Source organism: Nonomuraea sp. WAC 01424 (assembly GCF_003947315.1).
GTDB lineage: Bacteria > Actinomycetota > Actinomycetes > Streptosporangiales > Streptosporangiaceae > Nonomuraea > Nonomuraea spiralis.
Genome location: NZ_QHHZ01000010.1, coordinates 1 through 26,121 on the forward strand (window position 1 = coordinate 1; position 26,121 = coordinate 26,121).

Here is a 26,121-nt window from a genome sequence, read left to right on the forward strand (position 1 = left end):
GACAGTTGGTCGACCATGCCGTTGAAGACCGAGGCGATCTCGCCGAGCAGGCCGTCGGCGTCCTCGGGCAGGCGGGTGCGGAAGTCGCCGTCCCGGACCGCTGTCAGCCCGCCGAGCAGCTGACGCAGCCGAAGCTCGTCGACCTCGGCGCCCCCGGACGTCGTACGGGAGCCGCCGGTCATCGCTTCGCTCATGTCACCCTCGTTGTCCTGCGGAATTGTGCGGACTGTCCTGTGGTGACCTCGCGAACGGCTTCGGTCGGGAGACCGGGATCGAGGTCATGAACGGGACAATCACGGTCGATGTCCATCCGGATTCTAGAGCCGGTGCTCGTGGCGTTCAGCCCCGTGTTCCCGGGTGATCCGGGAGGTCACGAGGACTCGCGCAGGCCGTCCCGCCGCTGCGCGCCCATCGCGGCGACGGCCTCCCCGACGTCGGCGTGGACGATCAGGGAGGACCACACGCCGGTCACCCGCAACACGCGGGCGGGCAGCTCCTGCACGGCGGCCAGGCGCAGCACGCCGCCCTGGTCGAGCACGGCTGCGTTGAGCCGTAACAACACGTGCAGGCCGCGGCTGTCCATGAAGGTCAGCCCGGCCAGGTCGAGCACCATCCCCGCCCCGGGACGCCGTTGCCGCTCGGCGTAGGACTCCAGTCGCGGCGAGTTGCTGGAGTCCAGCTCGCCCGCCACGGTCACCAGTACGCCGCCGGGCAGGTCGTGGCAGCTCAACGTCAGGGGTGTCATGCCGCCTCCGCGCGCTGGACCACGCGCGCACCCGCCGGTCGCGGCCGGCGGACGGCGTCATGCATGACGAGCCGGCGGGATCGGCTCAGCCACATGACCGCCGTCGTGCACCGGAGCAGGTCTTCCGCGCCGTGGCGGCGGTGTGCCCGGTGCCGGCCCGCGATCGCCCGGCCTGGAACCCTGGCCTCGCCGTGCGCGCGTGATGCTGCTCCGGCAGGGGCTCAATCGCGATCAACTCCTCCTGCGCCGCGGCGATCCGTGCTCGCCCCCCACCCTTTCCCCCGGAGCGGTGGCCGGGCAGCACGCCGGACGAAGGATTCGCCGCACCCCTGTCCACGGAACGAAACCGGCGCCGGACGGGCGAGGGGGATCAGCCGCGTCGTGGCGCCGCCGGGGCGTGCAGGGTGTCGCCGGGAGCGCGGCCGAAGGCGGCCCGGTAGAGCTGGGCGAACCGGCCGGGATGGAAGAAGCCCCAGCGGGCGGCGACGGCGGTGACCGTGGTCGCGCCGGGATCGGCCTCCCTCAGCTCGGCGTGCGCGTGTGCCAGGCGGGCCTGGCGCAGGTAGCCCAGCGGGGTGGTGTCGAGGTGCCGGCGGAAGGCGTACTGGAGGGCGCGGGGGCTGACCCGGGCGGCGGTGGCGATCTCGTCGAGGCCGATCGGCAGGTGGGCGTGGTCGTCGATGAAGGCCGTCGCGCGGCGCAGCGCCTGGGGACGGGCCTCGCCGGGGGCGGCGGCGTCGTCGGCGTTGGTGGGCAGGGCGGTGAGCACGCTGGCGGCCAGGAGCTGGCCGGCGGTGGAGACGACGAGCGGCTCGGCGGCCAGCTCGGGATCGGTGAGGACGTCGTCGCGCAGGTAGGCGAGCGTACGGCGCAGATGGCGGCCCGCGGAGGCGGAGACCGGGCGGCTTCCCACCAGCCGCACCGGCTCGGCCCTGCGGCCGGGAAGGGTGCCGGCCACCTGCTGCAGCAGGGCGGCGTCGAACATGACGATGTCGTAGCGGGAGCGGCGGATCTCGCCGGTGTAGGGCAGGTCGGGCGGGGCGAACAAGACCGTGTCGCCCGGGCCGAAGATGTCCTCGTCCTGGCCGGCTATCTGGTGGGCGATGCTGCCCGACTCGACCGCGCACAGGCACACCTTGCCGAGCGGGTTGACGTCGTAGCGCATGGCGTACTCGAGGTGGAGCTGGTCGACGCTGACCGAGCCCATGACCTGGCGCGAGATCCAGGTGCGCGGGCTCTTCACGTCGGCGCCGATGCGCATCTTGGCGTACGCCTTGCTGAGGAACTCCTCGGTCTCGCCGATGTCACGGCTGTCGAAGACCTCTGGCTCCATCTGACCCTCCCACTTCTCCCATCCGATTCGGGAGCCCGCACCTGCCGAGCTCCGCGCAAATCCTCTCAGGTCGGTACGACAGTGGCCTAGACATCGGCGGAAGCAGGCCCTCGACCAGGCACGATCGCGTTTGGTATACCATTTTCGGGTGACTTCCTGGACTATCGCCAACGTGCGCCCTTGGGGCGCCGCGCCCGTGGACCTGACCATCGACGGAACCGAGATCACCGGCGTGCGCCCGGCCGGTACGGCCCGGCCCGACAGCGAGAGCGTCGACGGCCGCGGCCTGCTCGCCCTGCCGGGATTCGTCAACGCGCACGCCCACGTCGACAAGAGCTGGTGGGGGCAGCCCTGGGTGTCGTACGGCGGCGAGCCGACCACGCAGGGCCGGATCGCCCACGAACGCGCCGAACGCGACCGCTACGGCATCCCGGGCGTGGACGGGACGGTGGCGGTGCTGCGCGAGTACCTGCGCCACGGGACCACCGCCACCCGCACGCACGTGGACGTCGACCTCGGCCTCGGCCTGCGGGGCATCGAGGTCGTCCGCGAGGCCGCGGACCGGCTGGACGGGGCGATCGACGTCGAGATCGTGGCCTTCCCGCAGGATGGCGTGATCCGCCGGCCGGGCGTGCTCGACCTGCTCGACCGGGCCGCGCAGGCGGGTGCGACCAGCATCGGCGGCCTCGACCCCGCCGGCATCGACCGCGACCCGGTGGCCCAGCTCGACGGCCTGTTCGAGATCGCCGAGCGGCGCGGCGTCGGCCTGGACATCCACCTGCACGACGGCGGCGAACTGGGGGCCTTCCAGTACGAGCTGATCATCGACCGCACGCTCAGGACGGGCCTCCAGGGCCGGGTGACCGTCTCCCACGGCTTCGCCCTCGGGGAACTGGCCCCGGACCGGCAGCGCGCCCTGCTCGACGACGGCGGCGAGGCCGGCATCTCCTGGGCGACGGTCGCGCCCGTGCGCACGGCGCCCCTTCCCTGGCGGGGCATGGCCGAGCGCGGGATCGGCATCGGCCTCGGCACCGACGGGATCCGCGACCTGTGGTCCCCGTTCGGGGACGGCGACCTGCTGCGCATCGCCCTCGGGTTCGCCCGCCTGCACGGGCTGCGCACCGACGAGGAGCTCACCGCCGCCGTCGAGCTGGCCACGACCAAGGCGGCGCCGTTCGTGCACCGGGAGCGGCACGACCTGGTTCCGGGGGCGCGGGCCGATCTCGTGCTCATCGACGCCCAGAACGTGCCGGACGCGCTCGTACGGGTGCCGCCGCGGGCCCTCGTGGTCGCCGGTGGCCGGGTCGTCGCCCGCGACGGCGAAGTCCTCCTGAACGCCTGACCCGCAGGACGGGCTCGGGACGACCCCGGTTCAGGGGCGGGCGGCGGGCTCGTGGCGGGTCGCGTGTTCGCGGGTGAGGCGGTCGCTGGTCTCCACGTGCCGGGCGACGAGTTCGCCGACGCGGGCCGCGTCGCGGTCGGCGATCGCCTCGTAGAGCTCCCGGTGCTCGTCGGCGACGAGCCGGAGGTCGTCGTGCCGCCCCAGCAGCCAGCGCATCCGGCTGCGCAGGACCTGCCCCAGCTCGATCAGCAGGTCGTTGCCCGCGATCACGGTGGCCGTCTCGTGGAAGTCGGCCGCCGCCCGCCGGGCGCGTACGGCGTCGCCGGCCCGCGCCGCCCGCAGCTCCGCGTCGAGGTCGGCGCGCAGCCGGCGCAGGCCCTCCGCGTCGTGCCGCCGCGCCGCGAGCTGGAACGTCACGGCCTCGAACGCCGAGCGCACCTCGATGAGGTCGGCGACGTCGCGGGCGGTGAACTCGCGCACCACGGCCCAGGTGCGGGGCCGCAACGTCACCAGCCCCTCGGCGGCCAGGGTGGCCAGCGCGTCGCGGACGGGCACCCGGCTCACGCCGAGCTCGGTGGCGAGATCGCGTTCGACGAGCTTGCTGCCCGGCGGGCGGACGCCGTCGAGGATGTCGTCGCGCAACCGCCGGATGACGCGTACGGACTCGGGCTCGAACCCGCCTCCTGCCACCATGACCTCAGTCTCCCACCGGGCCCGGCTCCCTCGCGTCGAGGTGCCGGGCCTGCTGCTGGAGGTGGGACAGCATGACCTTGCCCGCGGGCGTCAGGGCACGGGCCTCGGGCAGGGTGGCGCCCACCGAGCGGCGTACCGAGGGCAGGGGCACCTGGAGTTCGAGGAGCTGGGGGTCGGTCCTGACGAACAGCGCGGGCAGCGCGGCGATCATGTCCGTGCCGAGCAGCAGGGAGCGGATCGTCAGGATGGACGTGCACTCGGTGCGGTCGGGCGGCAGCGGCAGCCCGTCGCGGTGGAACACCTGCTCCAGCTCCCGCCGCAGCGAGGTCTGCTCCAGAGGCAGGATCCACGGGTAGTCCAGCAGGTCGGCCAGTACGCGGGCCTGCCCGCCCGGGTGCCCGGCGCGGGCCACCAGCAGCACGGGCTCGTTGTAGAGCGGGATCTGGCGCAGGTCGGGGCGGTCCTCGATCGGGTTGAGCCGGCCGAGGATCAGGTCGAGGTCGCCGCCGGTCAGCTGGGGCACCAGCGAGTCGAACGTGCCCTCCTTGACGATCACGGTGATGCCGGGCCGCTCGGCCTTGAGCGCGGCGATCGAGCGGGGGAGCAGCACGTTCGTGGCGGCCAGCAGGGTGCCGACGGTGACGGTCCCGGCGGTGCCGTCGGCGAGGCCGGCGATGCGCTCGCCCGCGCGGCGCAGCTCGGCCTGTACGGCGCGGGCGTGGTCGATGAAGGCCTCACCGAAGAGGGTGGGGGTGACGCCGCGCGACCCGCGGGTGAACAGCTCCACGCCGAGGATCTGCTCCACCTCCCGCAGCCCCCGGGTGACGGCGGGCTGAGCCAGGTGGAGGTGCTCGGCGGCGCGCAGGACGCCGCCCTGCTCGGCGATGGTGGTCACGAGCACGAGGTGTCGCAGCTTGAGCCGGCCGTTCAGCAGGTCCAGCGGGCGAGATATCACGAAAACATCATATGACCAGGACGTACGTGCGCTATTTCGCTATATCGGCGGTGACCGGCTGGTCGCCCAGGCGTTCGGCGTCGTTGCGGGGGATCAGCAGCGCGGCGACCAGGCTGATGACCGTCACCACGGTCAGGTAGGCGGTGATCGACAGCGAGGTCCCGGTCGAGGCGAACAGCGAGGCCGCCACCAGCGGCGTGATGCCGCCGCCCAGCAGCGAGGCGAGCTGGTAGGCCACCGACGTGCCGGAGTAGCGGATCGCGACCGGGAAGAAGCTGGCGGTCAGCGTGCCCTGCGGCGCGTGCGTCATGGCCAGCACCGCGCCCATCACCAGCATGAACACCACGATGAGCGGCTTGTTGCCGGTGTTGACGACCGGCAGGATCGCCAGGGCGCCGGCCAGCAGCACCACCGAGCCCCAGGTGAAGACGGCACGCAGGCCGTGCCGGTCGCCGAGGTGGGCCCACAACGGCGCGGTGACCAGCCAGACGGCGGCGCCGCCGATCACGCAGCTCAGCAGGAACGTCCGCGACAGGCCGGCCGCGGACTCGCCGTAGCCGAGGATGTAGACCATGAAGATGTAGGCCAGCGCGCTGTTGCCGATGATCACGCCGATCGTGTGCACCACCTCGCGCCAGTGGTCGCGCAGCACCACCGCGATCGGCAGCTTGACCGGCTTGCGCCGTTCGACCAGGCCGGCGTACTCGGGGCTCTCCTCGATGCGCAGCCGCAGGTACAGGCCGACCGCCACCAGCACGATGCTGAGCAGGAACGGCACCCGCCAGCCCCAGGCCATGAAGCTCTCCTCGCCGAGCAGCGAGGACGTGCCGAGGAAGACGGCGTTGGCGCAGAGCATGCCCGCCGGGGTGCCCATCATCGGGAACGCCCCGAACAGGCCGCGCCGGCCCTTCGGCGCGTGCTCCATCGTCAGCACCACCGCGCCGCCGAGCTCGCCGCCCAGCCCGATGCCCTGGGCGATCCGCATCACCACGAGCAGCACCGCGGCCCAGATGCCGAGGCTGGAGTACGTCGGCAGCACGCCGATCAGCGTCGTGCCGATCCCCATGATGAGCAGCGAGACGACGAGCGTGTTGCGCCGCCCGATCCGGTCGCCGAAGTGGCCGAACACGATGCCGCCGAGCGGACGGGCGAGGAATCCCACGGTCATGGTGCCGAAGGAGGCGATGGATCCGGCGACCGGGTCCAGGGCGGGGAAGAACTGCTTGTTGAAGACGAGGGCCGCGGCGGTGCCGTAGAGGAAGAAGTCGTACCACTCGATGGCGGTGCCGATGAAGGCGGCCCGCGAGACGCGGCGGGCTGCCAGGCGGCGATCTGTGTCCATCACTCTGTGCCTTCCAAATGGGGGTACGGAAGAGGATGCACGCAGGGGGTATGCCAGAACGAATACCTGTTCGGTCGAGTTGTATAGCAAAACTGATATATGACGAAATTCAGATAGCTGGGCGATATTTCGGTATTGGACTGTTATGTCCGGAGATCAGCAGAATGGCGGTCATGAAGCCCGCGCACTACGTCAACGGCGTCTTCACGACGGCGGGGACGGACTTCCCACTCATCTCGCCCGTCGACGGACGCATCGTCGGGACCGTCCCCGAGGCGTCCCGCGAGACCGTCGACGAGGCGGTCCGGGCCGCCCGCGCCGCCCTCGACGGCCCGTGGGGAGCCACCGGCGTCGAGGAGCGGTGCGCGTACCTGCGCCGGATCGCCGACGGGATCGAGGCCAGGTTCGAGGAGTTCGTCGCGGCCGAGGCCGCCGACACCGGCAAACCGCGCGAACTGGCCGCCACGGTCGACATCCCGCGCGCCGCCGGCAACTTCCGCGCTTACGCCGACCTCGCCTACGGCCGGCCCGAGCGCGCCTACCCCACCAGCGTCCCGGCCTGGAGCGGCAGCGGGCAGGCGCTCAACTACACCGTGCGCCGCCCGCTCGGCGTGGTCGCCGTCATCTCGCCGTGGAACCTGCCGCTGCTGCTGCTCACCTGGAAGGTCGCGCCCGCCCTGGCCGCGGGCAACGCCGTCGTCGCCAAGCCGTCGGAGGAGACCCCCTCGACCGCGACGCTGCTGGCCGAGGTGATCGACGCGGCGGGCCTGCCGGCCGGCGCGTTCAACCTGGTCCACGGCCACGGCGCGGGAGCGGCCGGCGAGCACCTGACCGCCCACCCCGGCGTGGACGCCATCGCCTTCACCGGCGCCTCGGCCACCGGCAGCGCCATCATGCGCAACGCCGCCGCGCACGTCACCCCGGTCTCGTTCGAGCTGGGCGGCAAGAACCCGGCCCTGGTCTTCGCCGACGCCGACCTGGAGGAGGCCGTCGAGGGCACGATCCGGTCCAGCTTCACCCACTCCGGCCAGATCTGCCTGTGCACCGAACGGGTCTACGTCCAGCGCCCGATCTTCGAGGAGTTCACGCGGGCGCTGGCCGAGCGGGCGAGGGGCCTGCGCGACTACGGGCCGATGATCTCCGCGCAGCACCGCGACAAGGTGTTGTCCTACTACCGGCTCGCCGTCGAGGAAGGCGCGACCGTGCTGGCCGGGGGCGGCGTGCCGGAGTTCGGCGACGATCGCGACGGCGGCTTCCACGTCGAGCCGACCGTGATCACCGGCCTGTCGCCGCAGGCCAGGACCGTGCGCGAGGAGGTCTTCGGCCCGATCTGCCACGTGGCCCCCTTCGACGACGAGGACGAGGCCGTCCGGCTGGCCAACGACAGCCCGTACGGACTGGCCGCCACGGTCTGGACCACGGACCTGTCGCGCGCCCACCGCGTCGCGCCGCGCGTCCAGGCCGGGATCGTCTGGGTCAACTGCTGGAACCTGCGCGACCTGCGCACCCCGTTCGGCGGCGTGAAGGCCTCCGGCATCGGGCGCGAGGGCGGCGAGTACTCGCTCGACTTCTTCTCCGAGCCCGTCAACGTGTGCGTCAAGATATGAGGACCGAAGTGACAGACAACCATCGCGCCGCCGCCGCGCGGCTGCTGGAGGCGTACGCGTCCGGCCGCCCGTGCGAGCCGGTCCGCGACCTGGTCGACGGCCTGGAGGCGGCCTACGCGGTGCAGAACCTGCTCACCGAGCGCTGGCTCGGCGAGGGCAGGCGGATCACCGGCCGCAAGATCGGGCTGACCAGCGAGGCCGTGCAGCGGCAGCTCGGCGTCGGCTCCCCGGACTTCGGCGTGCTGTTCGCCGACATGGCCGTGCCCGACGGCGCGGAGATCCCGGCCGGCGCGGTGCTCCAGCCGCGCGCCGAGGCCGAGGTCGCGCTCGTGCTCGACCGCGACCTGCCGCACGAGCGGCACACGGTCGCCGACGTGATCGCCGCGACGGCGTTCGCGCTGCCCGCGATCGAGGTGGTCGGCAGCCGCATCCGCGACTGGGACATCACGCTGGCCGACACCGTCGCCGACAACGCCTCGGCCGGCCTGTACGTGCTCGGCAACCGCCCGGTCTCCCTGCGCGACCTGGACCTGCGGCTGGCCGGGATGGTCATCGAACGCCGCGGCGAGCAGGTCTCGACCGGCGTCGGCGCGGCCTGCCTGGGCCACCCGCTGCACGCCGCGGTCTGGCTGGCCGACACGCTGGCCGCGCTCGGCCGCCCGCTCCGGGCGGGCGACACCGTGCTGACCGGCGCGCTCGGCCCCGTCGTACCGGTACGGCCGGGCGACGTGCTGGAGGCCCGGATCGACGGGCTCGGCGACGTCCGCGCCGCCTTCGCCCAGGACACCCCCGAGGAGAACCGGTGAACGCGCTCGCCGAACGCCTGGACGAGGCCACCCTGACCGGCCGCGCCATCCCCCGCCTGACCGACGCCGCCGACCTCGACGTGCCCGCCGCGTACGAGGTGCAGCGCGCCCTGATCGAGCGGCGGCTGGCCCGCGGCGAACGGATCATCGGCGTCAAGATGGGCTTCACCAGCCGCGCGAAGATGATCCAGATGGGCGTGGACGACGTCATCTGGGGCCTGCTCACCGACGCCATGCTCGTCGAGTCCCGGCTCGACACGAGCGGGCTGATCCATCCGCGGATCGAGCCGGAGATCGCGTTCCTGCTGGACCGCCCGGTGCGCACGCCCGCCGACGTGGCCACGGCCGTCGGCGGCGTCGCGGTCGGGTACGAGGTGCTCGACTCCCGCTACGAGGGGTTCAGCTTCACCCTGCCCGGCGTCATCGCCGACAACGCCTCGGCCAGCGGGTTCGGCCTCGGCCCCTGGCGCCGTCCGCAGGACGCCGGCGACCTCGGCAACGTCGGCCTGGTCATGGAGATCGACGGCCGCCAGGTCGCCGGCGGCTCGTCGGCGGCCATCCTCGGCCACCCGCTGCGCGCGCTGACCGCCGCCGCCCGGCTGACCAGGGCCGCCGGCATCGAGATGGAGGCCGGCTGGATCGTCCTGGCCGGAGCGGCCACGGCGGCCGTGCCACTGCCCGCCGGGGCGCACGTGCGCGTCGCCGCCGCCGGGCTCGGACACGTGGAGGTGACCACCCGATGAGCGAGCCGAGCGACGCGCTGCTGGTCGAGGGCAAGGCCCGGCCCCGCGGCAGGTTCCCGCACGTCAAGCGGGCCGGCGACTTCGTGTTCGTGTCCGGCACCAGCTCGCGCCGCCCCGACGGCTCCTTCGCCGGGGCGAGCGCCGACGAGCTGGGCACCACCAGCCTCGACATCCGCGAGCAGACCAGGGCGGTGATCGAGAACATCGCCGACCTGCTGGCCGCCGCCGGAGGCGGCCTGGCGGACGTGGTGAACGTGACCACGTACCTGGTCAACATGAACGACTTCGGCGGCTACAACGAGGTCTACGGCACGTACTTCGACGAGAGCGGCCCCGCCCGCACCACCGTCGCCGTCCACCAGCTCCCGCACCCGCACCTGCTGATCGAGATCTCCTGCATCGCCCTCATCCCGCAAAGGAGCCCGGCATGATCCCCCCCTTCAACCTGAACAAGTGGATCGACGAGCACCAGGACCTGCTCAAGCCGCCGGTCGGCAACGCGCAGATCTGGAAGGACGCCGACCTCATGGTGACGATCGTGGGCGGCCCCAACCAGCGCACCGACTTCCACGACGACCCGATCGAGGAGTTCTTCTACCAGCTCAGGGGCGGCATGGTGCTGCGGGTCATGGAGGAGGAGGGCAAGCCTCCCGTGGACGTGCAGATCGGCGAGGGCGACGTCTTCCTGCTGCCGCCGCACGTACGGCACTCGCCGCAGCGGCCGGTGCCCGGCTCGATCGGCCTGGTCGTGGAGTTCGCCCGGCCGCAGGGCGCCCTGGACGCCTTCGAGTGGTACTGCGTCAACTGCCATCACCTGGTCCACCGCGCCGAGATGCAGCTCCAGTCGATCGTCGACGACCTGCCGCCGGTCTTCCGCGCCTTCCACGAGGGCGACCGCACCTGCCCCCACTGCGGCGCCGAGCACCCCGGCAAGGACTGGCCGGAGCATCTGCGGCCGGTGGTCCGGTGACCATGATCGACGTGCACGCGCACGTCTTCCCGCGGATCACCCGCGAGGAGGCGCGCATCCTCACCGGCGCCGGTGAGCCGTGGTTGCGCGACGGCATGATGATGAGCGGCGAGGACGACTACCGCCCGGTCACGCCGGAGTTGTGGGACGCCGGGGCCCGCGTGGCCGCGATGGACCGTACCGGCGTGGACGTGCAGGCCGTCTCCTCGACCCCGCTGCTGTTCGGCTACGCGGCCGACCCGGCCCGCGCGGCCGAGTGGTGCGACCTGGTCAACGACCGCGTGCTCGCCCACTGCGCGCAGGCCCCCGAACGGCTGCTGCCGCTGTGCCAGGTGCCGCTCCAGGACGCCGCCCTGGCGGCCAGGACCGTCACCGAGGCCAAGGCGGCCGGGCACCGCGGCGTGCACATCGGCAACCACGTCGGCCTTCGCAACCTGGACGACCCCGACATCGTCGCCTTCCTCGCGCACTGCGCCGAGCAGGACATGCCGGTGCTCGTCCACCCCTGGGACATGCTCGGCGCCGACCGCATGCGCGACCACATGATGCCGTGGCTGGTCGGCATGGCGGCCGAGACCCATCTCGGCATCCTGTCGCTGATGTTGTCGGGGGCGTTCGAGCGGCTGCCGAGCTCGCTTCGGTTGTGCTTCTGCCACGGCGGCGGCAGCTTCGCCTACCTGCTCGGCCGGGCCGACAACGCCTGGCACCACCGCGACATCGTCCGCGAGCACTCGCCGAGGCCGCCGTCGGCCTACACCGACCGCTTCTTCGTGGACTCGGCCGTGTTCGACCCGCGTGCCCTGCGGCTGCTGGTCGAGGTGATGGGGGCCGAGCGGGTCATGCTCGGCACCGACTTCCCGTTCCCGCTGGGGGAGCAGGACCCGGGCGCGGTCGTACGCGCCTGCCCGGAGCTGGACGACGAGGGCCGCGCGGCCGTCCTCGGCGGCAACGCCGCCGCGTTCCTGAGGCTCGCGGGATGACGCTCGCGCACACGCCGCTCGGGGTGCTGCGCGGCGTGCGCGCCGGTGGGGTGAGCACGTTCAAGGGGGTGCGGTACGCCGCGCCCGCCCGCCGTCTCGCCGCGCCGGAGCCCGCGCGCCCCTGGCGCGGCGTCGCCGACGCGCTCACGCCCGGCCCGCCCGCCCCGCAGCGGCCCGGCCGCATGGCCTGGGTGCCGGGCCTGGAGATCGACCCGGCCGCGTCGGCCGAGGACTGCCTGTTCCTCAACGTCTGGACGCCCTCCTGCGAGGGCCGCCGCCCGGTGCTGGTGTTCCTGCACGGCGGCGCGTTCGTCTTCGGCTCCGGCGCCCAGGCGATGTACGACGGCACCGCGCTCGCCCGCGACCACGGCCTGGTCGTGATCACCGTCAACTACCGGCTCGGCCTGCCCGGCTTCTGGCACGGCGACGGCGTCCCGGCCAACCTGGCCCTGCGCGACCAGATCGCCGCCCTGGAATGGGTACGCGACACCGCCGCGGCCTTCGGCGGCGACCCGCAGAACGTCACCCTGGCCGGTCACTCGGCGGGCGGCACCTGCGTGCTGGCCCTGATGACGTGCGCGCCCGGCCTGTTCGCCAGGGCGGCGGCGATGAGCCCCGTCCCGTACGGGTTCCGCACGCCCGCCGAGGCCACGGCCTGGACCGCGGCGGCGCGCTCGGCGCTCGGCGCGGACCCGTTCGAGGTGCCGCTCGCGGACCTGCTGGCCGCCGAGGAGGCCGCCGTACGCGCGTGCGCCCCGGCCGGCGGCCTGCTGCCCGCGGCGCCCGTCGTGGACGGCGACCTGCTGGCCGTCCATCCGGTGGAGGCGATCCGGTCTGGCGCCGCCGCGCCGGTCCCGCTGCTGCTGACGACGACGGCCGAGGAGACCCGCCTGTTCACCGCGATCGGCCAGGACGGCCTGGACACCGGCACGCTCTTCACCGGTCCGGCGCGGGAGCTCGCCGACGCCCACCACGGCCCCGCCGAGCACCGGGTCTGCGGACATCGCTCCCCGATGAGCCACGGCGGCATCGAGCTGGGCGCCTGCCACCTGGTGGACGTCCCGCTCTACCTCGGCACCCACGGCACACCGCTGACCGGTACGGGCCCGCAGGTCGAGGCGCTGGCCCGCTCCATGAGCACCGGGTTCGCCCGTTTCGTGACGGAGGGGTGAGCCGGGTGGTCTCAGGGGGCGGTCAGCGGGTGGCCGGGCAGCGGGGTGGACAGGATCATCGTGCTGGACGGCGGGCCGTACACCGCCAGGCGGTCGATCAGGTCCTCGAAGGCCACCATGGAGACGGCCACGATCCGCAGGATGCTGCAGACGTCGCCGGTCACCCGGTGGATCTCGCGGACCTCCGGCCAGGCCGCCAGCTCGGGATCGCGCAGCACACAGCGCGGGCCGTAGCAGGACATGCGGATGAACGCCGAGACCGGCCAGCCGGCCTGGACCGGGTCGACCGTCGCGTGGTAGCCGGTGATCACGCCCGACTCCTCCATCTTGCGTACGCGGTCGGCCACGGCGGGCGCGGACAGGTGGATCCGGCGCGAGAGCTCCTTGAGCGAGAGCCGGGCGTTGTCCTGGAGTTCACGTAGCAGCTCCCAGTCCGTCTCGTCCACGATCGCACCTTCCATTCGTAAAGCACATTTCACGATATAGCCCCAAATATACGGCTATATGGCGATATAGCCTTCCAAATGGCATTCCTTCTCCATCCTCCCGACGCCATCATGGGATGGCCGGCTACGAGAGGGGCAAAGCGCGTGGACGCTACGCGACAGTCATCCGCACTGCGGCCGACCACGGCGGAGGAACGCGCCGAGAGAGCCAGGACCACCGGCGGGGCCCCGACCCTGGAATTCGGGACCCGCACGCCCTACGACGCCTACGTACGCACCGACGTGCTGCACGGGTTGCAGCACCCGCTGAGCGACGACGCGGGCGAGATGTCGTTCCTGATGATCACCCAGGTGATGGAGCTGTACTTCAAGCTCATCGCGTTCGAACTGCGCAACGCGCAGGAACGCCTGCGGGCCGACGACGTGTGGGGCGCGCTGGACCCGCTGCGCCGCACGGCGCTGCACCTGGAGGGCCTGAACGCGAGCTGGCGCGGGCTGCGCTGGATGACCCCGGCCGACTTCAACCGCTTCCGGGACGAGCTCGGCGAGGCCAGCGGCCTGCAGTCGGCGATGTACCGGCACGTGGAGTTCCTGCTGGGGCTGAAGAACCCGGCCCTGCTGCGCCCCTTCAAGCGCCAGGACCGGACCCACGACGACCTGCTGCGGACCCTGGAGGCGCCGAGCCTCTGGGACGACGCCGTCGCCCTGCTCGCCCGGCACGGCCACGACCTGCCGCGCGAGCTGCTGGACCGCGACTTCGCCGTCGAGCACGAGCCGCATCCGGCCGTGGAACGCGCCTGGGTGGAGGTGTACCGGGACACGGGTCCCGGCAACGGGACGCGGCTGCTCGGCGAGGTGCTGACCGACGTGGCCGAGCAGTTCGGCGACTGGCGTCACCAGCACGTCACGGCGGTCCGCCGGGCCATGGGCGCCAAGCCCGGCAGCGGCGGCTCCAACGGCCTGGCCTGGCTGGAACGCAGCATGGCTCGGGTGGTCTTCCCCGAGCTGTGGTCCGCCAGAACCCACATGTGAAAGGGGAGGCACCCATGTCCGAGTCCTGGAAGCCCGCCGAGGAGGAGGCCCTCCGGCGCGACCGCGACGACCCCGGCCACCGCGAGCTCTTCCTGATCCCGCCCGCCGCCGGCGGCGGCCACCCCGAGAGTGCCTACTTCGCCGGCAACTCCCTCGGCCTCCAGCCCCGGGCGACACGGGCGGAGCTGGCCGAGGACCTGGAGGCATGGGAACGGCTCGGCGTGGAAGGACATCTGGAGGGCGCGCGTCCCTGGCTGCCTTACCACGAGCGGCTCACCGGACCGGCCGCCCGGCTGGTCGGGGCGCTGCCCGAGGAGACCGTGGTGATGAACTCGCTGACCGTCAACCTGCACCTGCTGATGGTGTCGTTCTACCGGCCGCGCGGCGCGCGCACCCGGATCGTCATCGAGGACACCGCGTTCCCCTCCGACAGCTACGCCGTGCGCAGCCAGGCCCGCCTGCACGGCCTCGACCCGGACGAGACCGTGGTCCGGCTGGCCGGCGGCCGGGAGGTGCTCGACTTCCTGGCCCGCGAGGGCGACACGGTCGCGCTGGTCCTGCTGGGCGGCGTCAACTACCTGACCGGCGAGCTCCTGGACATCCCCGCCGTCACGGCGGCCGGACGGGCGAGCGGCGCGGCCGTCGGCTGGGACCTGGCCCACGCCGCCGGGAACGTGCCGCTCAAGCTGCACGAATGGGGGCCGGACTTCGCCGCCTGGTGCTCCTACAAGTACCTCAACGCCGGGCCCGGCGCCCTCGGCGGCGTGTTCGTCCACCAGCGGCACCTGGGCGACCCGGCGCTGCCGCGCCTGGAGGGCTGGTGGAGCACCGAGCAGGCGACCCGGTTCGAGATGGCGCCGGTCTCCCGGCCGCCGGCCACCGCCGACGCCTGGCAGATCTCCAACCCGCCGATCTACGCGATGGGCCCGGTGCGCACCTCGCTCGGCGTCTTCGACGAGATCGGGATGACCGCCCTGAGGGCCCGCAGCGTACGGCTCACCGGCTACCTGGAGAGCCTGCTCGACCGGATCACCCCCACCAGGCCGCTCACCGTGATCACGCCGCGCGACCCCGAACGCCGGGGCTGCCAGCTCTCCCTGCGCGTCGGCCGCGGCGGCGCCGCGGAGCTGACCCGGCGGCTGCGCCACGAGCACGGGGTCGTCGCCGACGCCCGCGAGCCGGACGTCGTCCGCCTCGCCCCGACACCCCTGTACTCGACCTACCACGACTGCTGGCGCGCGGCCGTCGCGCTGGCCGAGTGCGTCGCGGAGGAACGATGAACGTCACCGTGGTCGGCGCCGGCCTCACCGGCTGCCTGCTCGCCTGCTACCTGGCCCGGCACGGCCTCGACGTCACCGTGTACGAGCGGCGGCCCGACCCGCGCGCCGGGCTCGCCGAGCGCGGCGGGTCGATCAACCTGGCCATCTCCGAACGCGGCCTGGACGCGCTGCGCCGGATCGGCCTGGAGGAGAAGATCATGGCCGACGCGCTGCCCATGCGCGGCCGGATGATCCACCCGGTGGATGGGCCGCTCGACTTCCAGCCGTACAGCCATGACGGGGTGCGTTCGATCAACTCGATCAGCCGGGGCGCGCTCAACGACACGCTGCTGGACGCCGCCGAGTCCGCGCCCGGCGTCAAGATCCTGTTCGGCCACCGGCTGACCGGTCTCGACCCGGCGACCGGGGCGATGGCGTTCGAGACCCCGGACGGCCCGGTCCGGGCCCGCGCCGACGTGGTGCTCGGGGCCGATGGCGCCGGCTCCGCCGTACGGGGGGAGCTGCTGGCGCACCGGGGCATCGAGGAGAGCCTGGACTTCCTGGACCACGGCTACAAGGAGCTGACGATCCCGGCCGTGGACGGCGAGTTCGCGCTGGACCCGCACGCCCTGCACATCTGGCCGCGCGGCACCTCCATGATGATCGCGCTGCCCAATCCCGACCGCTCCTTCACCTGCACGATGTTCTGGCCGACCGGCGGCACGTCGAGCTTCGCCTCGCTGAGCACCCCGGCGGCGATCGAACGCCACTTCCGCACCCACTACCCGGACGTGCCCCCCCTCGCGCCCGGTCTGGTACGGGAGTACCAGGACAACCCGGTCGGCCGGCTCGGCACCGTCCGGTGCTCGCCGTGGCAGACGGACGGCAGGGTCGGCCTGATCGGCGACGCGGCGCACGCCATCGTGCCCTTCTACGGCCAGGGCGCCAACTGCGGCTTCGAGGACGTGACCGTGCTGGACCGGTGCCTGGAGGAGAGCGGCGGCGACTGGGCCCGCGCCCTGCCGCTGTTCGAGCGGCGGCGCAAGGAGAACACCGACGCGATCGCCGAGATGGCGCTGGCCAACTTCGTCGAGATGCGCGACAAGGTCGCCTCCCCGGTCCACCGGCTGGTCAAGAGCGTCGAGCACCGGCTCGAACGGGCGCTGCCCGGCCGCTACATGTCGCGGTACGAGCTGGTGTCGTTCTCGACGGTGCCGTACGTGGAGGTCAGGCGGCGGGTGCGCCGGCAGCACCTGGCGCTCGCCGCGGCCGGTGCCACGCTGCTCGCGGCGGGCGCGGCCGCGATCGCCGCGCTCTCCTCCCGCCGATCGCGGGGGCGGTGACCGTGGAGGACCGCAGCGTACTGACCCGTCCGGCGCCGGGGCCCGTCCGCACCCTGCGCTACGGCGCGGACGTCGACCAGGTGATCGACCTCTGGCCGGCCGACGGGCCCGTGGTGGCGCTGGTCCACGGCGGCTTCTGGCGCCCCGAGTACGACCGGACGCACCTTCGCCCGATGGCCAACGCGCTGAATCAGGCGGGCTGGAGCGTGGCCTCGGTCGAGTACCGCCGCAGGCCCGGCGACCCGGCGGCGGCGGTCGAGGACGTCCGGGCCGCCCTCGGCGTGGCCGGGCCGTCGGTGGTCGTCGGCCATTCGGCCGGCGGTCATCTCGCGCTGTGCGCTCCCGTCCCCGGGGCCGCCGTCCTGGCCCTGGCCCCGGTCGCCGACCTGCGGCTCGCGGCGCGGCTGGGGCTCGACGACGGCGCGGTGACCGACTTCCTCGGCGGGCCCGCGGAGGGGCGTCCCGGCCTCGACCCGGTACGGCGGCCCGATCCGCAGGGCCCGGTGGTGATCGTGCACGGCACCGCCGACGGACGTGTGCCCCTCGGCGTGTCGGAGTCGTACGTGGCCGCGCACCCGGCGGTCTCGCTGGTACGCGTCCCGGGGGCCGACCACTACGGGCTCATCGACCCGGAGAGCTCGGCCTGGCTGCCGGTGCTGCGCGAACTGGCCGCCCTCCTGCCCGGCTGACCTACGAGCCCGTCCCGGCGGACTCGGCCGCGAGCAGCGCCGCCGGCCACCGTGGCCGGGCGGTCGGTCGGCGTCCGGTCGGCTACGCGGGGGTCGGCCCAGTGGGGCAGCTCGGTCATCAGGTGCAGGGCGCCGAAGCGGTCGGCGTAGTCGACGCTGCCGCCGCCGACGCCGTACGTCGCGGCGAGCTCGGCGCCCCGCGGGGTCATGTAGGCGGCCGGGCCGATCTGGACGGCGCCCGGCACCTCCGGCGGGCCCATGTGCAGGGGCAGGCCCTCGGCGGCGGCGATGGCGGTCAGGCGGGCGGCGAGGGCGGGGTCGTTCCGGCTGAGGTAGTAGAAGGCGCCCTGGAGCTCGCCGTTGTGCAGGGAGTAGACGAAGGTGGGCCTGACCTCGTCCATCAGCCGCATCAGCGCCTCGGTCTCCGGCAGGGTGCGGTCGAAGAAGTGGTCCTCGCCGGTCAGCGGGAAGGTCCATTCGACCTGGTCGGCCTCGGCGGGGCGGTAGAAGTGCCCGGCGTAGGCGCGGCGGTCGCTCGGGCGGGCGTACCAGCCCTCGTTGAGCCGGGCGCCGTCGGGGTCGACGCACGGGACGAGGTGCCGGCGATAGCCGAAGCCCTCGCGCAGCTCGGCGTCCTCGACGAGCTGCCGCAGCAGCGCGCTGACGGTGAGCGCGCCGATGGGCTCGTCTGCGCCGGGACCGGCGGGCTGGCCCTGTGGCACTCCTCCCCGTGGCAGGTCGTGGCCGCGGTGACGGTCATCGGGCTGGGCGCCTCCGTCGGCCTCACCGCCGGGCTCAACGCGGTGGCCTCCGACGTGCCCGGCGACCGCGCGGCCGGGGTCAGCGGCGTGGTCTTCGTCGCCAAGAGCGTCGGCGCTGCTGGGCCTGCTGGCCGTCGGCGCCGCCTTCGTGATCCCCGCCGCTGTGCGGAAGGCGCAAGCCGGGCCCGAGCTTTCTGCCCCGGCGACGAAGCGCGCCCGTACGGCCGGGTGAAAGCCTGTGACGATGACGAACGTCTACATCTCCATCGACATGGAAGGCGTGGCGGGCATCGCCACCATGGACCAGGTCGTCCGCGGCGGCCACGGCTATCCGCGGTCGCAGCGCCTGATGACCGCCGAGGCCAACGCCGCCATCGAGGGCGCGTTCGCGGCCGGGGCCGACCGCGTCCTGGTCAACGACAGCCACGGGACCATGGACAACCTGCTGCACGACGAGCTCGACCCGCGGGCCCGGCTGATCTTCGGCACCCCCAAGCTCGACTGCATGGCCGAGGGCATCTCGGCCGAGCACGACGTGGCCCTGTTCCTCGGCTACCACGCCGCCGCCGGGTCACCGGGCGTGCTCGCCCACACCTACTCCTCGCACTTCTACGAGGTGCGGCTCAACGGCGCGATCGTCTCCGAGGCCGAGGTCAACGCCCTTCAGGCGGCCGCCGTCGGCGTCCCGATCGGGCTGCTGACCGGCGACGACGTGATCTGCGGCGTCGCCGGGAAGGCGTTCCCCGGGGTGCGCACGGTCGCGGTCAAGATCGCCCACGGGCACACCTCGGCCGACAGCCTCTCGCCGGCCGAGGCGCGGCGGCTGATCGGGGAGGCCGCGGCGGAGACCGTGCGCTCGGCCGGGGAGCTGCGGCCGCTGGACCTGCCGGACGTGCTGGAGCTGGAGATCGACATGCCCACCACGCCCGCCGCCGAGCTGGGCGAGCTGGTCCCGGGCGTACGCCGGATCGCCGACAAGACGCTCGCGGCCACCTTCGCCACCCCCAGGGAGGTGCTCGGATGCGTGACGACCTGCTACCACCTGGCCGCCGACGCGATGATCACCAGAATGGCGCTGTACGGCAGACCAACCCGCTAGCCCTCAGGTTTGCCGCACCGGACAAGCCTAAACAACCCGGACATCCAGATACTGGAACGATGGATCTTGAGCAGGTAGACCGCGCCCTCGCCACCCTCCCCGGCCTCCACTCCGGAGGTCCGGGCCTGGCGGTCGGCGTCTACGCGGACGGCAAGGTGCTGCACACCGCGGCCAGGGGCGTGGCCACCGTCGAGTTCGGCGTCCCGATCGATTCCCGTACCCGCTTCGACATCGCCTCCATCAGCAAGCAGTTCACCGCCGCGTGCCTGCTGCTGCTGGAGCGCGACGGCAGGCTGAGCCTGTCGGACGACGTCCGCGCGCACGTCCCCGAGCTGCGGCTCGGCGTGCCCGTCACGATCGACCAGTGCCTGCGGCACACCGGCGGCCTGCCCGAGTGGTACGGCCTCCAGGCCGTCACCGGCGTCCCGTTCCACCTGCTGGACGAGGAACGGCTGATGAGGATCGTGACGGGCGTGCGCCGGACCATGTTCGAACCCGGCACCCGCTTCTCCTACTCCAACACCGGCTACGTCCTGGCCGCCGTCGTGGTCAGGCGCCTCACCGGCCGGTCGCTGGCCGACTTCGCCCGCGACCGGCTGTTCGGCCCGCTCGGCATGGACGACACCGTCTTCCGCGACGACGCCTCCGTCCCGCTGCCGCGGATGGCCTACGGCTACAACGGCGCCGGCGCGCGGGCCGACACGCTGGAGAGCGCGGTCGGCGACGGCGGCGTGGTGACCGGCGTCGCCGACCTCGCCCCCTGGCTCGGTTTCCTGGCCGACGGCCGGGTGCTGGGCGACGACGTACGCGCCGCGCTGCTGGAGCGGACCGTGCTCGCCGACGGCACCGTCCTGCGGTACGCGCGCGGCATCTGCCACCTGTCCGTCGGCGACCTCAGCGCGTACGGCCACGCCGGCGGCATGCACGGCTACGTCGGTAACCTGCTCCACCTGCCGGAACCCGGCGTCGGCGTGGCCGTGCTGACCAACCACAGCGGCCTGGACCCGGTCGGCCTCAGCATCCGCCTGGCCCGCGCCCTCACCGGCCAGGACCCGGCCCCCCGGCCCGCCCCCGCCCGCCCGGCCACGGCCGAGGCGGCACGGGCCGCGCTGCTCGGACACTGGCACGACCCGGCGAGCGAGGCCACGATCACGCTCGGGCCCGCCGCCGACGGCAGGATCTCGCTGACCGGCGGCGCCGACTTCGAGCTCGCCCTCGGCGACGACGGCCGCTGGCACGGGCAGGTGGACGCCGAACGGGTCTGGCTCGTGCCGGAGCACGGACGGCTGCTGATCGGCCACGACGGCTCGATCCGGTGGCCGGACGCGTACGAGCCGTGCGAGGCGCCGGTCGAGGGCCCCGCCCCCGAGGGCGCCTGGCTCAACGACGAGGTGGGCGTGCTCGCCGTGCAGGAGGAGGGCGTGCTGCGCGTCGGCCTGACCTTCCAGGCGCCCGTCACGCCCGCGCCCGCCGGGACGTGGCGGGCCGGCCCGTTCACCCTGCGCCTCGACGCGGACGGCGACCTGCTGCTCAGCGGCGGCGGCCTGCTCGGCCTGCGCTTCGCCGCCCGGCCCGGCGGCACCGCGCCCGTAGGCATCCCGCCCGGCCTGGTCTAGGGAGCGTGTTGGCCTCCAGGACGAGCTTGGGCACGCAGAGTTTGGCTGCCGGGTCAGTGAACGAGGGAGGTCGGGCTTCTAGCGTCCGACTATCCCCCCGCTCATTCTCCGAGGTGGTTCCATGACATCCGCAACCGCGCTCGCCAGGCTCGCCACGGGCGCCCTGCTCCTGCTGGCGACGGGCTGCGCCGGAGCCGCCGGCTCCGGCGCGGCCCCCGACACGCTCCGCTGGGCGATGGGGACCGCCCCCAGCAGCCTCGACATCGCCCACGGCTTCAACGACGCCTCCACGACCGTGCAGTTCGCCGTCCTCGACACGATGGTGGGGCTCGGCCCGGACGGCCAGGTCGTCCCGCGCATCGCCGCCTCCTGGACCCACCCCGACCCGCGGACCTACGTCTTCACCCTGCGCGAGGGCCCGAGGTTCAGCGACGGCACGCCGGTCACCGCCGAGGACGCCGCCTACTCCCTGACCCGGCACCTGGACCCGGCCGTGACCTCGCAGGCCGCCAGCTACGTCACGCAGGTCAAGAAGGTCGAGGTCACCGGCCCGCGCACGGTGAAGGTCACCCTCGGCAAACCCAGCCCCACCTTCCTGGCCACCGCCGCGCTGGCCTGGCAGATCGTGCCGAGGAAACTGGCCGCCGCGCACCCGAAGGACCTCGGCTCGCCCGAGGTCGGCACGCTCGGCTCCGGCCCGTTCAAGGTCACGAAGTTCTCCCTCGCCTCCGGCGTCACGCTGGAACGCAACGACCTGTACTGGGGCCCCAAACCGGAGCTGCGCCGGATCGAGATCAAGGCGATCGGCGACGCGGAGACGCTGCGCCTGGCGATCTCCTCCGGCGAGGTGGACGGCACCAACGACATCCCGGCCAGCGAGGTGCGCAAGTGGAGCGCCCTGCCCGGCGTCACGACCTCCTTCTACCCGGCCGACAACATCGCCTACCTGTCCCTGGGCGTCCGCGAGGGCCCGCTCAAGGACGTGCACGCGCGCCGCGCCGTCGCCCACGCCCTCGACCGCGGCGCGCTGGCCACGCTCATGACCAACGGCCACGGCGGCGTCGCCGACCTGATGCTCCCCAAACCCCAGATCCTCGCCCTGTACGGCGACAACCCCCCGAAACTGCGCGCCTACCCCCACGACGTGAACGCCGCCAAGGCCGAGCTGGCCAAGTCGGCCCACCCCGGCGGCTTCACCCTGACCGCGCCGTACGACAGCGGCAGCGACGACGTCAAGGCGCTCCAGGCCATCGCCGCCGACCTGGCCGCGATCGGCGTCAAGCTCGAACTCCAGCCGCTGCCCACCGAGCAGTACCGGCAGCGCATGTTCAGCCACCAGGACACCCCGCTGCAGCTCGTCGACCTGCTCTACGGCACCCCCGACCCGGGCGAGGTGCTGCCCGACCTGGTCAGCCGCGCCTCGGCCGGCCCCCAGGGCTTCAACTTCAGCGGTTACGGCTCCCCCGAGACCGACGTCCGGCTCGACGACCTCGGCCGGTACGAGGGCGCGGACCGGGCCGCCGCCGTCACCGAGGTGCTGGCCGAGATCGCCGACCAGGTGCCGTACGTGCCGCTCTACACCAAGGAGGCCGCCGTGGCGCTGCGCAAGCGCTTCACCGGCGAGTTCGGCACCTGGACCGTCGACGTCTTCAGCACCATCCGCCCGGCGGCCGGTGCCTGATGGCCTTCGTCGCCCGCCGCCTGGCCGCCGCGCTGCTCCTGCTCGGCGTGCTGTCCGTGCTCACCTTCGCGCTGCTGGCGCTGGCCCCCGGCGACCCTGAGCAGGTCCTGCTCGGGCCGCGGCCCTCCACCGCCGAGTCGCGCGCCGCCGTCCGCGCGGAGTACCACCTCGACGACCCGGTGCCCGTCCGCTACGCCGCCTGGCTCGGGGCCGCCGTGCGCGGCGACTTCGGCGCCTCCCTCTACAGCCGCGAACCCGTCACCGGCGTCATCGCCGACCGCCTGCCCGTCACCGCCGGCCTGGCCGGTTACGCGATCGTCCTCACCCTGGCCGTCGGCCTGCCCGCCGGGCTGACCGCCGCCATGCGCAGAGGCGGCCCGCTCGACCGGGGCATCACGCTGTCGGCGCTGGTCGCCCTCGCGATCCCGCCGTTCGCGATGAGCATCCTGCTGCTGTACGGCTTCGCCGTCACACTCGGCTGGTTCCCCGTCTTCGGCGCGGGCGAGACGTTCGCCGAGCGGGTGGCGCACCTGACGCTGCCGGCGATCGCGCTGGCCACCGGGCAGGTGGCGGTCGTCATCAGGCAGATGCGGGCCGCCGCGCTCGACCTGGCCGGGCAGGACTTCATGACGTTCGCCCGGGCGCGCGGGGTCGGCCGTGTCCGCTACTGGATCGGCTACGCGCTGCGCAACACCGCGCTGCCCGTCCTCACCGTCGGCGGCCTGCTGCTGGCCGCCAACCTCACCGGCGCGCTGTTCGTCGAACGGGCCTTCGGGCTGCACGGCGTCGGCGAACTGCTCGTCAGCGCCGTCGGGCAGAAGGACCTGCCCGTCGTCCAGGCGCTCGTCCTGATGGGAGGCGCCGTGGTGGTCGCCGTCAACCTGCTGATCGATCTGGCCTACCTCGCGGTCGACCCGCGGGTGCGTCACGGGGCGGTGGCCGCGTGAGCGTCGTACCGGGGACCGTGCGGCTCGGCGGGCGGGCGCGACGGCTGCGCCGGGCCCGTCCGGGGCCGGTGACGCTGCTGTCGGGCGGCGTGCTCGCCCTGATGGCGGCCGCCGCCCTGCTCGGTACGTGGATCGCGCCCTACGACCCGGCCGCGCAGGACCTCGCGCTCGGCGCCACGATGCCGGGCTGGGCACACTGGGCCGGCACCGACGAGCTGGGCCGGGACGTGTTGTCGCGCTGCCTGGCCGGAGCCCGCTCGGCGCTGCTGTGGCCGGTCGTCGTCGCGCTGTGCACGTGCGCGATGAGCACCTCGCTCGGCCTGCTGGCCGGTTACCGGCGCGGCTGGATCGACGCCGTCATGATGCGCGTGGTCGACCTGCTCATCGCGATGCCGGGCCTGCTCATGCTGATCGTCCTGGTGGGCGTGCTCGGCGGCGGCATCGGCTGGGCGGTGCTGGCGATCGCGGTGCTGTTCACCCCCGGCGACATCCGCGTCGTACGCAGCCTCACCATGGCGCAGCGCGAGCTGGCCTACGCCGAGGCGGCCCGTACGCTCGGGCTCGGCCGCGCCCGGATCATGTTCAGGCACCTGCTGCCCAACATCGCGCCGACGGTCGTGGCGGGCGCGCTGCTCAGCTTCGTCGCCGCCCTGGTCGCGCTGTCCGGACTGTCCTTCCTGGGCATCGGCCTGCCCGCCGGCACGCCCGACTGGGGACTGATGATCGAGGAGAACCGCGGCCTGCTCGACCTCAACCCGTGGGCCGCCGTGGTCCCCGCCGCGCTGGTCACCGTCGCCGCCACCGCCGCCACCCTGCTGGGCGACCAGCTCTTCGAGAGGCTCTCCGATGCTTGAGACACGCGGCCTGAGAGTCGTCGGCGACCGGGTCCTGGTGGACGGCGTCGACCTGACGGTCGCCGCGGGCGAGACCGTCGGCCTGGTCGGCGAGTCCGGCAGCGGCAAGTCGCTGACCGCCCGCGCCCTCGTCGGCCTGCTGCCGCGCGGCCTGCGCGCCGAGGGCTCGGTCGAGGTCGGCGGCACGCAGCTCGCCGGCGCCTCCGAACGGCTGCTGCGCGGCGTGCGCGGGCGGCGCATCTCACTGCTCATGCAGGACCCCTTCGCCATGCTCAACCCGCTGCGCACGGCCGGCGCGCACATCGCCGAGACCCTGCGCGGCCGCACGCCCCGGCAGGAGATCGCCCGCCGGCTGGCCGAGGTCGGCATCGACGACCCCGCCGTGGCCGGGCGCTACCCGTTCCAGCTGTCGGGCGGCATGCGGCAGCGCGTCGCCCTGGCCGCCGCGCTGGCCGGCGACCCCGACCTGCTCGTCGCCGACGAGCCCACCACCGCGCTCGACGCGACCACCCAGCACGAGATCCTGGCGCTGCTGCGCCGGGTGCAGGGGGCGCGGGGCATGGGCGTGCTGCTCATCACCCACGACCTGCGTGTGGCCTTCGCCGCCTGCGACCGGGTCGCCGTGATGTACGCCGGGCGCGTCGTCGAGCAGGGCCCCGGCGCCGAGCTGGCCGCGGCGCCGGCGCACCCGTACACGTCGGGGCTGCTGGGCGCGCTGCCGTCGGTCGAGCACACGCTGGAGCGGCTGGCGGGCATCCCGGGCGGCGTGCCGAGGGCGGACGCGGTGGCGGAGGTCTGCGCGTTCGCCGCCCGCTGCGACCGGGCCACCGCCGTCTGCACCGAGGCCAGGCCGCCGCTGCGCGCCATCGGCCGCGACCGGCTGACCGCCTGCGTCCACGACACCGCCGGGAGCGCCCGCCCGGCGCGGCCCGCCACCGCGCGGCCCGCCGCCCCCGCCGGCGGCGAGCCGCTGCTGCTCGTCGAGGGCCTGCGCAAACGGTACGGCGCCCACACCGCGCTCGGCGGCGTCAGCCTGCACGTGGGCGCGGGCGAGACCGTCGGCCTGGTGGGGGAGTCGGGCTCGGGCAAGACCACGCTGGCCCGCTCGGTGCTCGGCCTGCTCACCCCCGACGGCGGCCGGATCCGGCTCGGCGGCCTCGACGTCACCGACCGCGCCGCCATGGACCCGCGCGACCGCGCCCGGGTGCACCGGCTCGTCCAGTGCGTCTTCCAGGACCCCTCCACCTCGCTCAACCCCGCGATGACCGTCGGCGCGACGCTGGCCGAGGCGATCGCCAGGGCCGAGCCGGACGACCGGACCGGCGTGGCCGAGCTGCTGGAACTGGTCGGCCTGCCCGCCGCGTACGCGACCCGCCGCCCCAAGGCGCTGTCCGGCGGCGAACGCCAGCGCGTCGCCATCGCCAGGGCCCTGGCCGTCCGGCCCGCGCTGCTGATCTGCGACGAACCGGTCGCCTCCCTGGACGTGTCCGTCCAGGCGCACGTGCTGGAACTGCTGCGCGGCATCGGAAGGGAGCTGGGCACCGGGATGTTGTTCATCACCCACGACCTGGCCGTCGTCCGCCAGGTCGCCGCCAGGACCGTGGTGCTGCTGAAGGGCACGATCGTGGAGGAGGGGACCACCTCGGCGGTCCTGGACGCCCCCGCCCACGACTACACCAGGCGCCTGGTCGCCGCCGTCCCATGAC

26 protein-coding genes are annotated in these 26,121 nt (G+C 73.6%); 18 read left to right on the forward strand and 8 right to left on the reverse strand.

The window, feature by feature from the left end; genetic code table 11:
• The 3 genes from DMB42_RS26505 to DMB42_RS26515 form a co-directional block, all read right to left on the reverse strand.
• On the reverse strand, window positions 1-194 hold a 194-nt coding region (locus DMB42_RS26505), incomplete at its 3' end, for a HAMP domain-containing protein (RefSeq protein ID WP_148109014.1).
• Window positions 195-370: 176 nt separating this feature from the next.
• On the reverse strand, window positions 371-745 hold the full coding sequence (locus DMB42_RS26510; protein ID WP_125637754.1) for an STAS domain-containing protein: 375 nt from the start codon (window positions 743-745) through the stop codon (window positions 371-373).
• Between the two features lie 370 nt (window positions 746-1,115).
• On the reverse strand, window positions 1,116-2,078 hold the full coding sequence (locus tag DMB42_RS26515; protein WP_125637755.1) for an AraC family transcriptional regulator: 963 nt from the start codon (window positions 2,076-2,078) through the stop codon (window positions 1,116-1,118).
• A 148-nt stretch (window positions 2,079-2,226) separates the two neighbouring features.
• Between DMB42_RS26515 and DMB42_RS26520 the strand changes: the two genes are divergently transcribed.
• Window positions 2,227-3,420: an amidohydrolase gene (locus DMB42_RS26520; protein WP_125637756.1), complete on the forward strand. Its 1,194-nt coding sequence runs from the start codon at window positions 2,227-2,229 to the stop codon at window positions 3,418-3,420.
• 30 nt (window positions 3,421-3,450) lie between these two features.
• Here the strand turns inward: DMB42_RS26520 and DMB42_RS26525 are convergent, their stop codons facing one another.
• Genes DMB42_RS26525 through DMB42_RS26535 form a run of 3 tightly spaced genes read right to left on the reverse strand, consistent with a single transcriptional unit; the run spans window position 3,451 to window position 6,410 of the window.
• Window positions 3,451-4,113 carry a GntR family transcriptional regulator gene (locus DMB42_RS26525; protein ID WP_125637757.1) on the reverse strand — a complete coding sequence of 221 codons (663 nt, stop codon included), beginning with the start codon at window positions 4,111-4,113 and terminating at the stop codon, window positions 3,451-3,453.
• A gap of 4 nt (window positions 4,114-4,117) precedes the next feature.
• Window positions 4,118-5,068: a LysR substrate-binding domain-containing protein gene (locus DMB42_RS26530; protein ID WP_260477961.1), complete on the reverse strand. Its 951-nt coding sequence runs from the start codon at window positions 5,066-5,068 to the stop codon at window positions 4,118-4,120.
• Window positions 5,069-5,099: 31 nt separating this feature from the next.
• Window positions 5,100-6,410 carry an MFS transporter gene (locus tag DMB42_RS26535; protein WP_125637758.1) on the reverse strand — a complete coding sequence of 437 codons (1,311 nt, stop codon included), beginning with the start codon at window positions 6,408-6,410 and terminating at the stop codon, window positions 5,100-5,102.
• Window positions 6,411-6,583: 173 nt separating this feature from the next.
• Between DMB42_RS26535 and DMB42_RS26540 the strand changes: the two genes are divergently transcribed.
• From DMB42_RS26540 to DMB42_RS26570, 7 genes are read left to right on the forward strand one after another with little or no spacing between them, the layout of a single operon-like run.
• Window positions 6,584-8,017, forward strand: a complete 1,434-nt coding sequence (locus DMB42_RS26540) for a 2-hydroxymuconic semialdehyde dehydrogenase (RefSeq protein WP_221762350.1) — start codon at window positions 6,584-6,586, stop codon at window positions 8,015-8,017.
• An 8-nt stretch (window positions 8,018-8,025) separates the two neighbouring features.
• Window positions 8,026-8,823, forward strand: a complete 798-nt coding sequence (locus DMB42_RS26545) for a 2-keto-4-pentenoate hydratase (protein ID WP_260477962.1) — start codon at window positions 8,026-8,028, stop codon at window positions 8,821-8,823.
• Complete coding sequence (locus DMB42_RS26550) at window positions 8,820-9,566, forward strand: 2-keto-4-pentenoate hydratase (RefSeq protein WP_125637761.1); 747 nt, start codon at window positions 8,820-8,822, stop codon at window positions 9,564-9,566. Before DMB42_RS26545 ends, DMB42_RS26550 begins: the two co-directional genes overlap by 4 nt.
• A complete protein-coding gene (locus DMB42_RS26555) occupies window positions 9,563-9,997 on the forward strand; it encodes a RidA family protein (RefSeq protein ID WP_125637762.1) in 435 nt (144 codons plus the stop codon). Before DMB42_RS26550 ends, DMB42_RS26555 begins: the two co-directional genes overlap by 4 nt.
• Window positions 9,994-10,536, forward strand: a complete 543-nt coding sequence (locus DMB42_RS26560; protein ID WP_125637763.1) for a 3-hydroxyanthranilate 3,4-dioxygenase — start codon at window positions 9,994-9,996, stop codon at window positions 10,534-10,536. The genes DMB42_RS26555 and DMB42_RS26560 overlap by 4 nt, the downstream gene beginning before the upstream one ends.
• Before the next feature lie 2 nt (window positions 10,537-10,538).
• Entirely contained in the window at window positions 10,539-11,516 is a 978-nt protein-coding gene (locus DMB42_RS26565; protein WP_185844906.1) for an amidohydrolase family protein, read from the forward strand.
• A complete protein-coding gene (locus DMB42_RS26570) occupies window positions 11,513-12,688 on the forward strand; it encodes a carboxylesterase family protein (RefSeq protein ID WP_125637765.1) in 1,176 nt (391 codons plus the stop codon). The genes DMB42_RS26565 and DMB42_RS26570 overlap by 4 nt, the downstream gene beginning before the upstream one ends.
• Window positions 12,689-12,699: 11 nt before the next feature.
• On the opposite strand, the gene DMB42_RS26575 is transcribed toward DMB42_RS26570, so the two are convergent.
• Entirely contained in the window at window positions 12,700-13,149 is a 450-nt protein-coding gene (locus DMB42_RS26575) for an Lrp/AsnC family transcriptional regulator (protein ID WP_221762351.1), read from the reverse strand.
• 129 nt (window positions 13,150-13,278) lie between these two features.
• On the opposite strand from DMB42_RS26575, the gene DMB42_RS26580 reads away from it, so the two are divergent.
• The 4 genes from DMB42_RS26580 to DMB42_RS26595 are packed head-to-tail and all read left to right on the forward strand — an operon-like array spanning window position 13,279 to window position 17,457.
• Entirely contained in the window at window positions 13,279-14,166 is an 888-nt protein-coding gene (locus DMB42_RS26580; protein WP_260477963.1) for a tryptophan 2,3-dioxygenase, read from the forward strand.
• Between the two features lie 14 nt (window positions 14,167-14,180).
• A complete protein-coding gene (gene kynU, locus DMB42_RS26585; protein WP_125637767.1) occupies window positions 14,181-15,446 on the forward strand; it encodes a kynureninase in 1,266 nt (421 codons plus the stop codon).
• Window positions 15,443-16,768 carry an NAD(P)/FAD-dependent oxidoreductase gene (locus DMB42_RS26590; RefSeq protein WP_125637768.1) on the forward strand — a complete coding sequence of 442 codons (1,326 nt, stop codon included), beginning with the start codon at window positions 15,443-15,445 and terminating at the stop codon, window positions 16,766-16,768. Before kynU ends, DMB42_RS26590 begins: the two co-directional genes overlap by 4 nt.
• Complete coding sequence (locus tag DMB42_RS26595) at window positions 16,765-17,457, forward strand: alpha/beta hydrolase (protein ID WP_125637769.1); 693 nt, start codon at window positions 16,765-16,767, stop codon at window positions 17,455-17,457. Before DMB42_RS26590 ends, DMB42_RS26595 begins: the two co-directional genes overlap by 4 nt.
• On the opposite strand, the gene DMB42_RS26600 is transcribed toward DMB42_RS26595, so the two are convergent.
• On the reverse strand, window positions 17,382-18,179 hold the full coding sequence (locus DMB42_RS26600) for a hypothetical protein (RefSeq protein WP_185844874.1): 798 nt from the start codon (window positions 18,177-18,179) through the stop codon (window positions 17,382-17,384). The genes DMB42_RS26595 and DMB42_RS26600 overlap by 76 nt on opposite strands.
• A 283-nt stretch (window positions 18,180-18,462) precedes the next feature.
• Between DMB42_RS26600 and DMB42_RS26605 the strand changes: the two genes are divergently transcribed.
• The 6 genes from DMB42_RS26605 (at window position 18,463) to DMB42_RS26630 (ending at window position 26,120) form a co-directional block, all read left to right on the forward strand.
• Entirely contained in the window at window positions 18,463-19,317 is an 855-nt protein-coding gene (locus DMB42_RS26605; RefSeq protein WP_125637770.1) for a M55 family metallopeptidase, read from the forward strand.
• 59 nt (window positions 19,318-19,376) lie between these two features.
• Window positions 19,377-20,933 carry a serine hydrolase gene (locus DMB42_RS56050; protein WP_185844875.1) on the forward strand — a complete coding sequence of 519 codons (1,557 nt, stop codon included), beginning with the start codon at window positions 19,377-19,379 and terminating at the stop codon, window positions 20,931-20,933.
• A gap of 121 nt (window positions 20,934-21,054) precedes the next feature.
• On the forward strand, window positions 21,055-22,614 hold the full coding sequence (locus tag DMB42_RS26615; RefSeq protein ID WP_125637772.1) for an ABC transporter substrate-binding protein: 1,560 nt from the start codon (window positions 21,055-21,057) through the stop codon (window positions 22,612-22,614).
• Window positions 22,614-23,561 carry an ABC transporter permease gene (locus tag DMB42_RS26620; protein WP_125637773.1) on the forward strand — a complete coding sequence of 316 codons (948 nt, stop codon included), beginning with the start codon at window positions 22,614-22,616 and terminating at the stop codon, window positions 23,559-23,561. Before DMB42_RS26615 ends, DMB42_RS26620 begins: the two co-directional genes overlap by 1 nt.
• Window positions 23,558-24,415: an ABC transporter permease gene (locus DMB42_RS26625; RefSeq protein ID WP_229824424.1), complete on the forward strand. Its 858-nt coding sequence runs from the start codon at window positions 23,558-23,560 to the stop codon at window positions 24,413-24,415. The genes DMB42_RS26620 and DMB42_RS26625 overlap by 4 nt, the downstream gene beginning before the upstream one ends.
• Window positions 24,408-26,120, forward strand: a complete 1,713-nt coding sequence (locus DMB42_RS26630; RefSeq protein ID WP_125637774.1) for an ABC transporter ATP-binding protein — start codon at window positions 24,408-24,410, stop codon at window positions 26,118-26,120. The genes DMB42_RS26625 and DMB42_RS26630 overlap by 8 nt, the downstream gene beginning before the upstream one ends.
• Window position 26,121 lies beyond the last annotated feature (1 nt).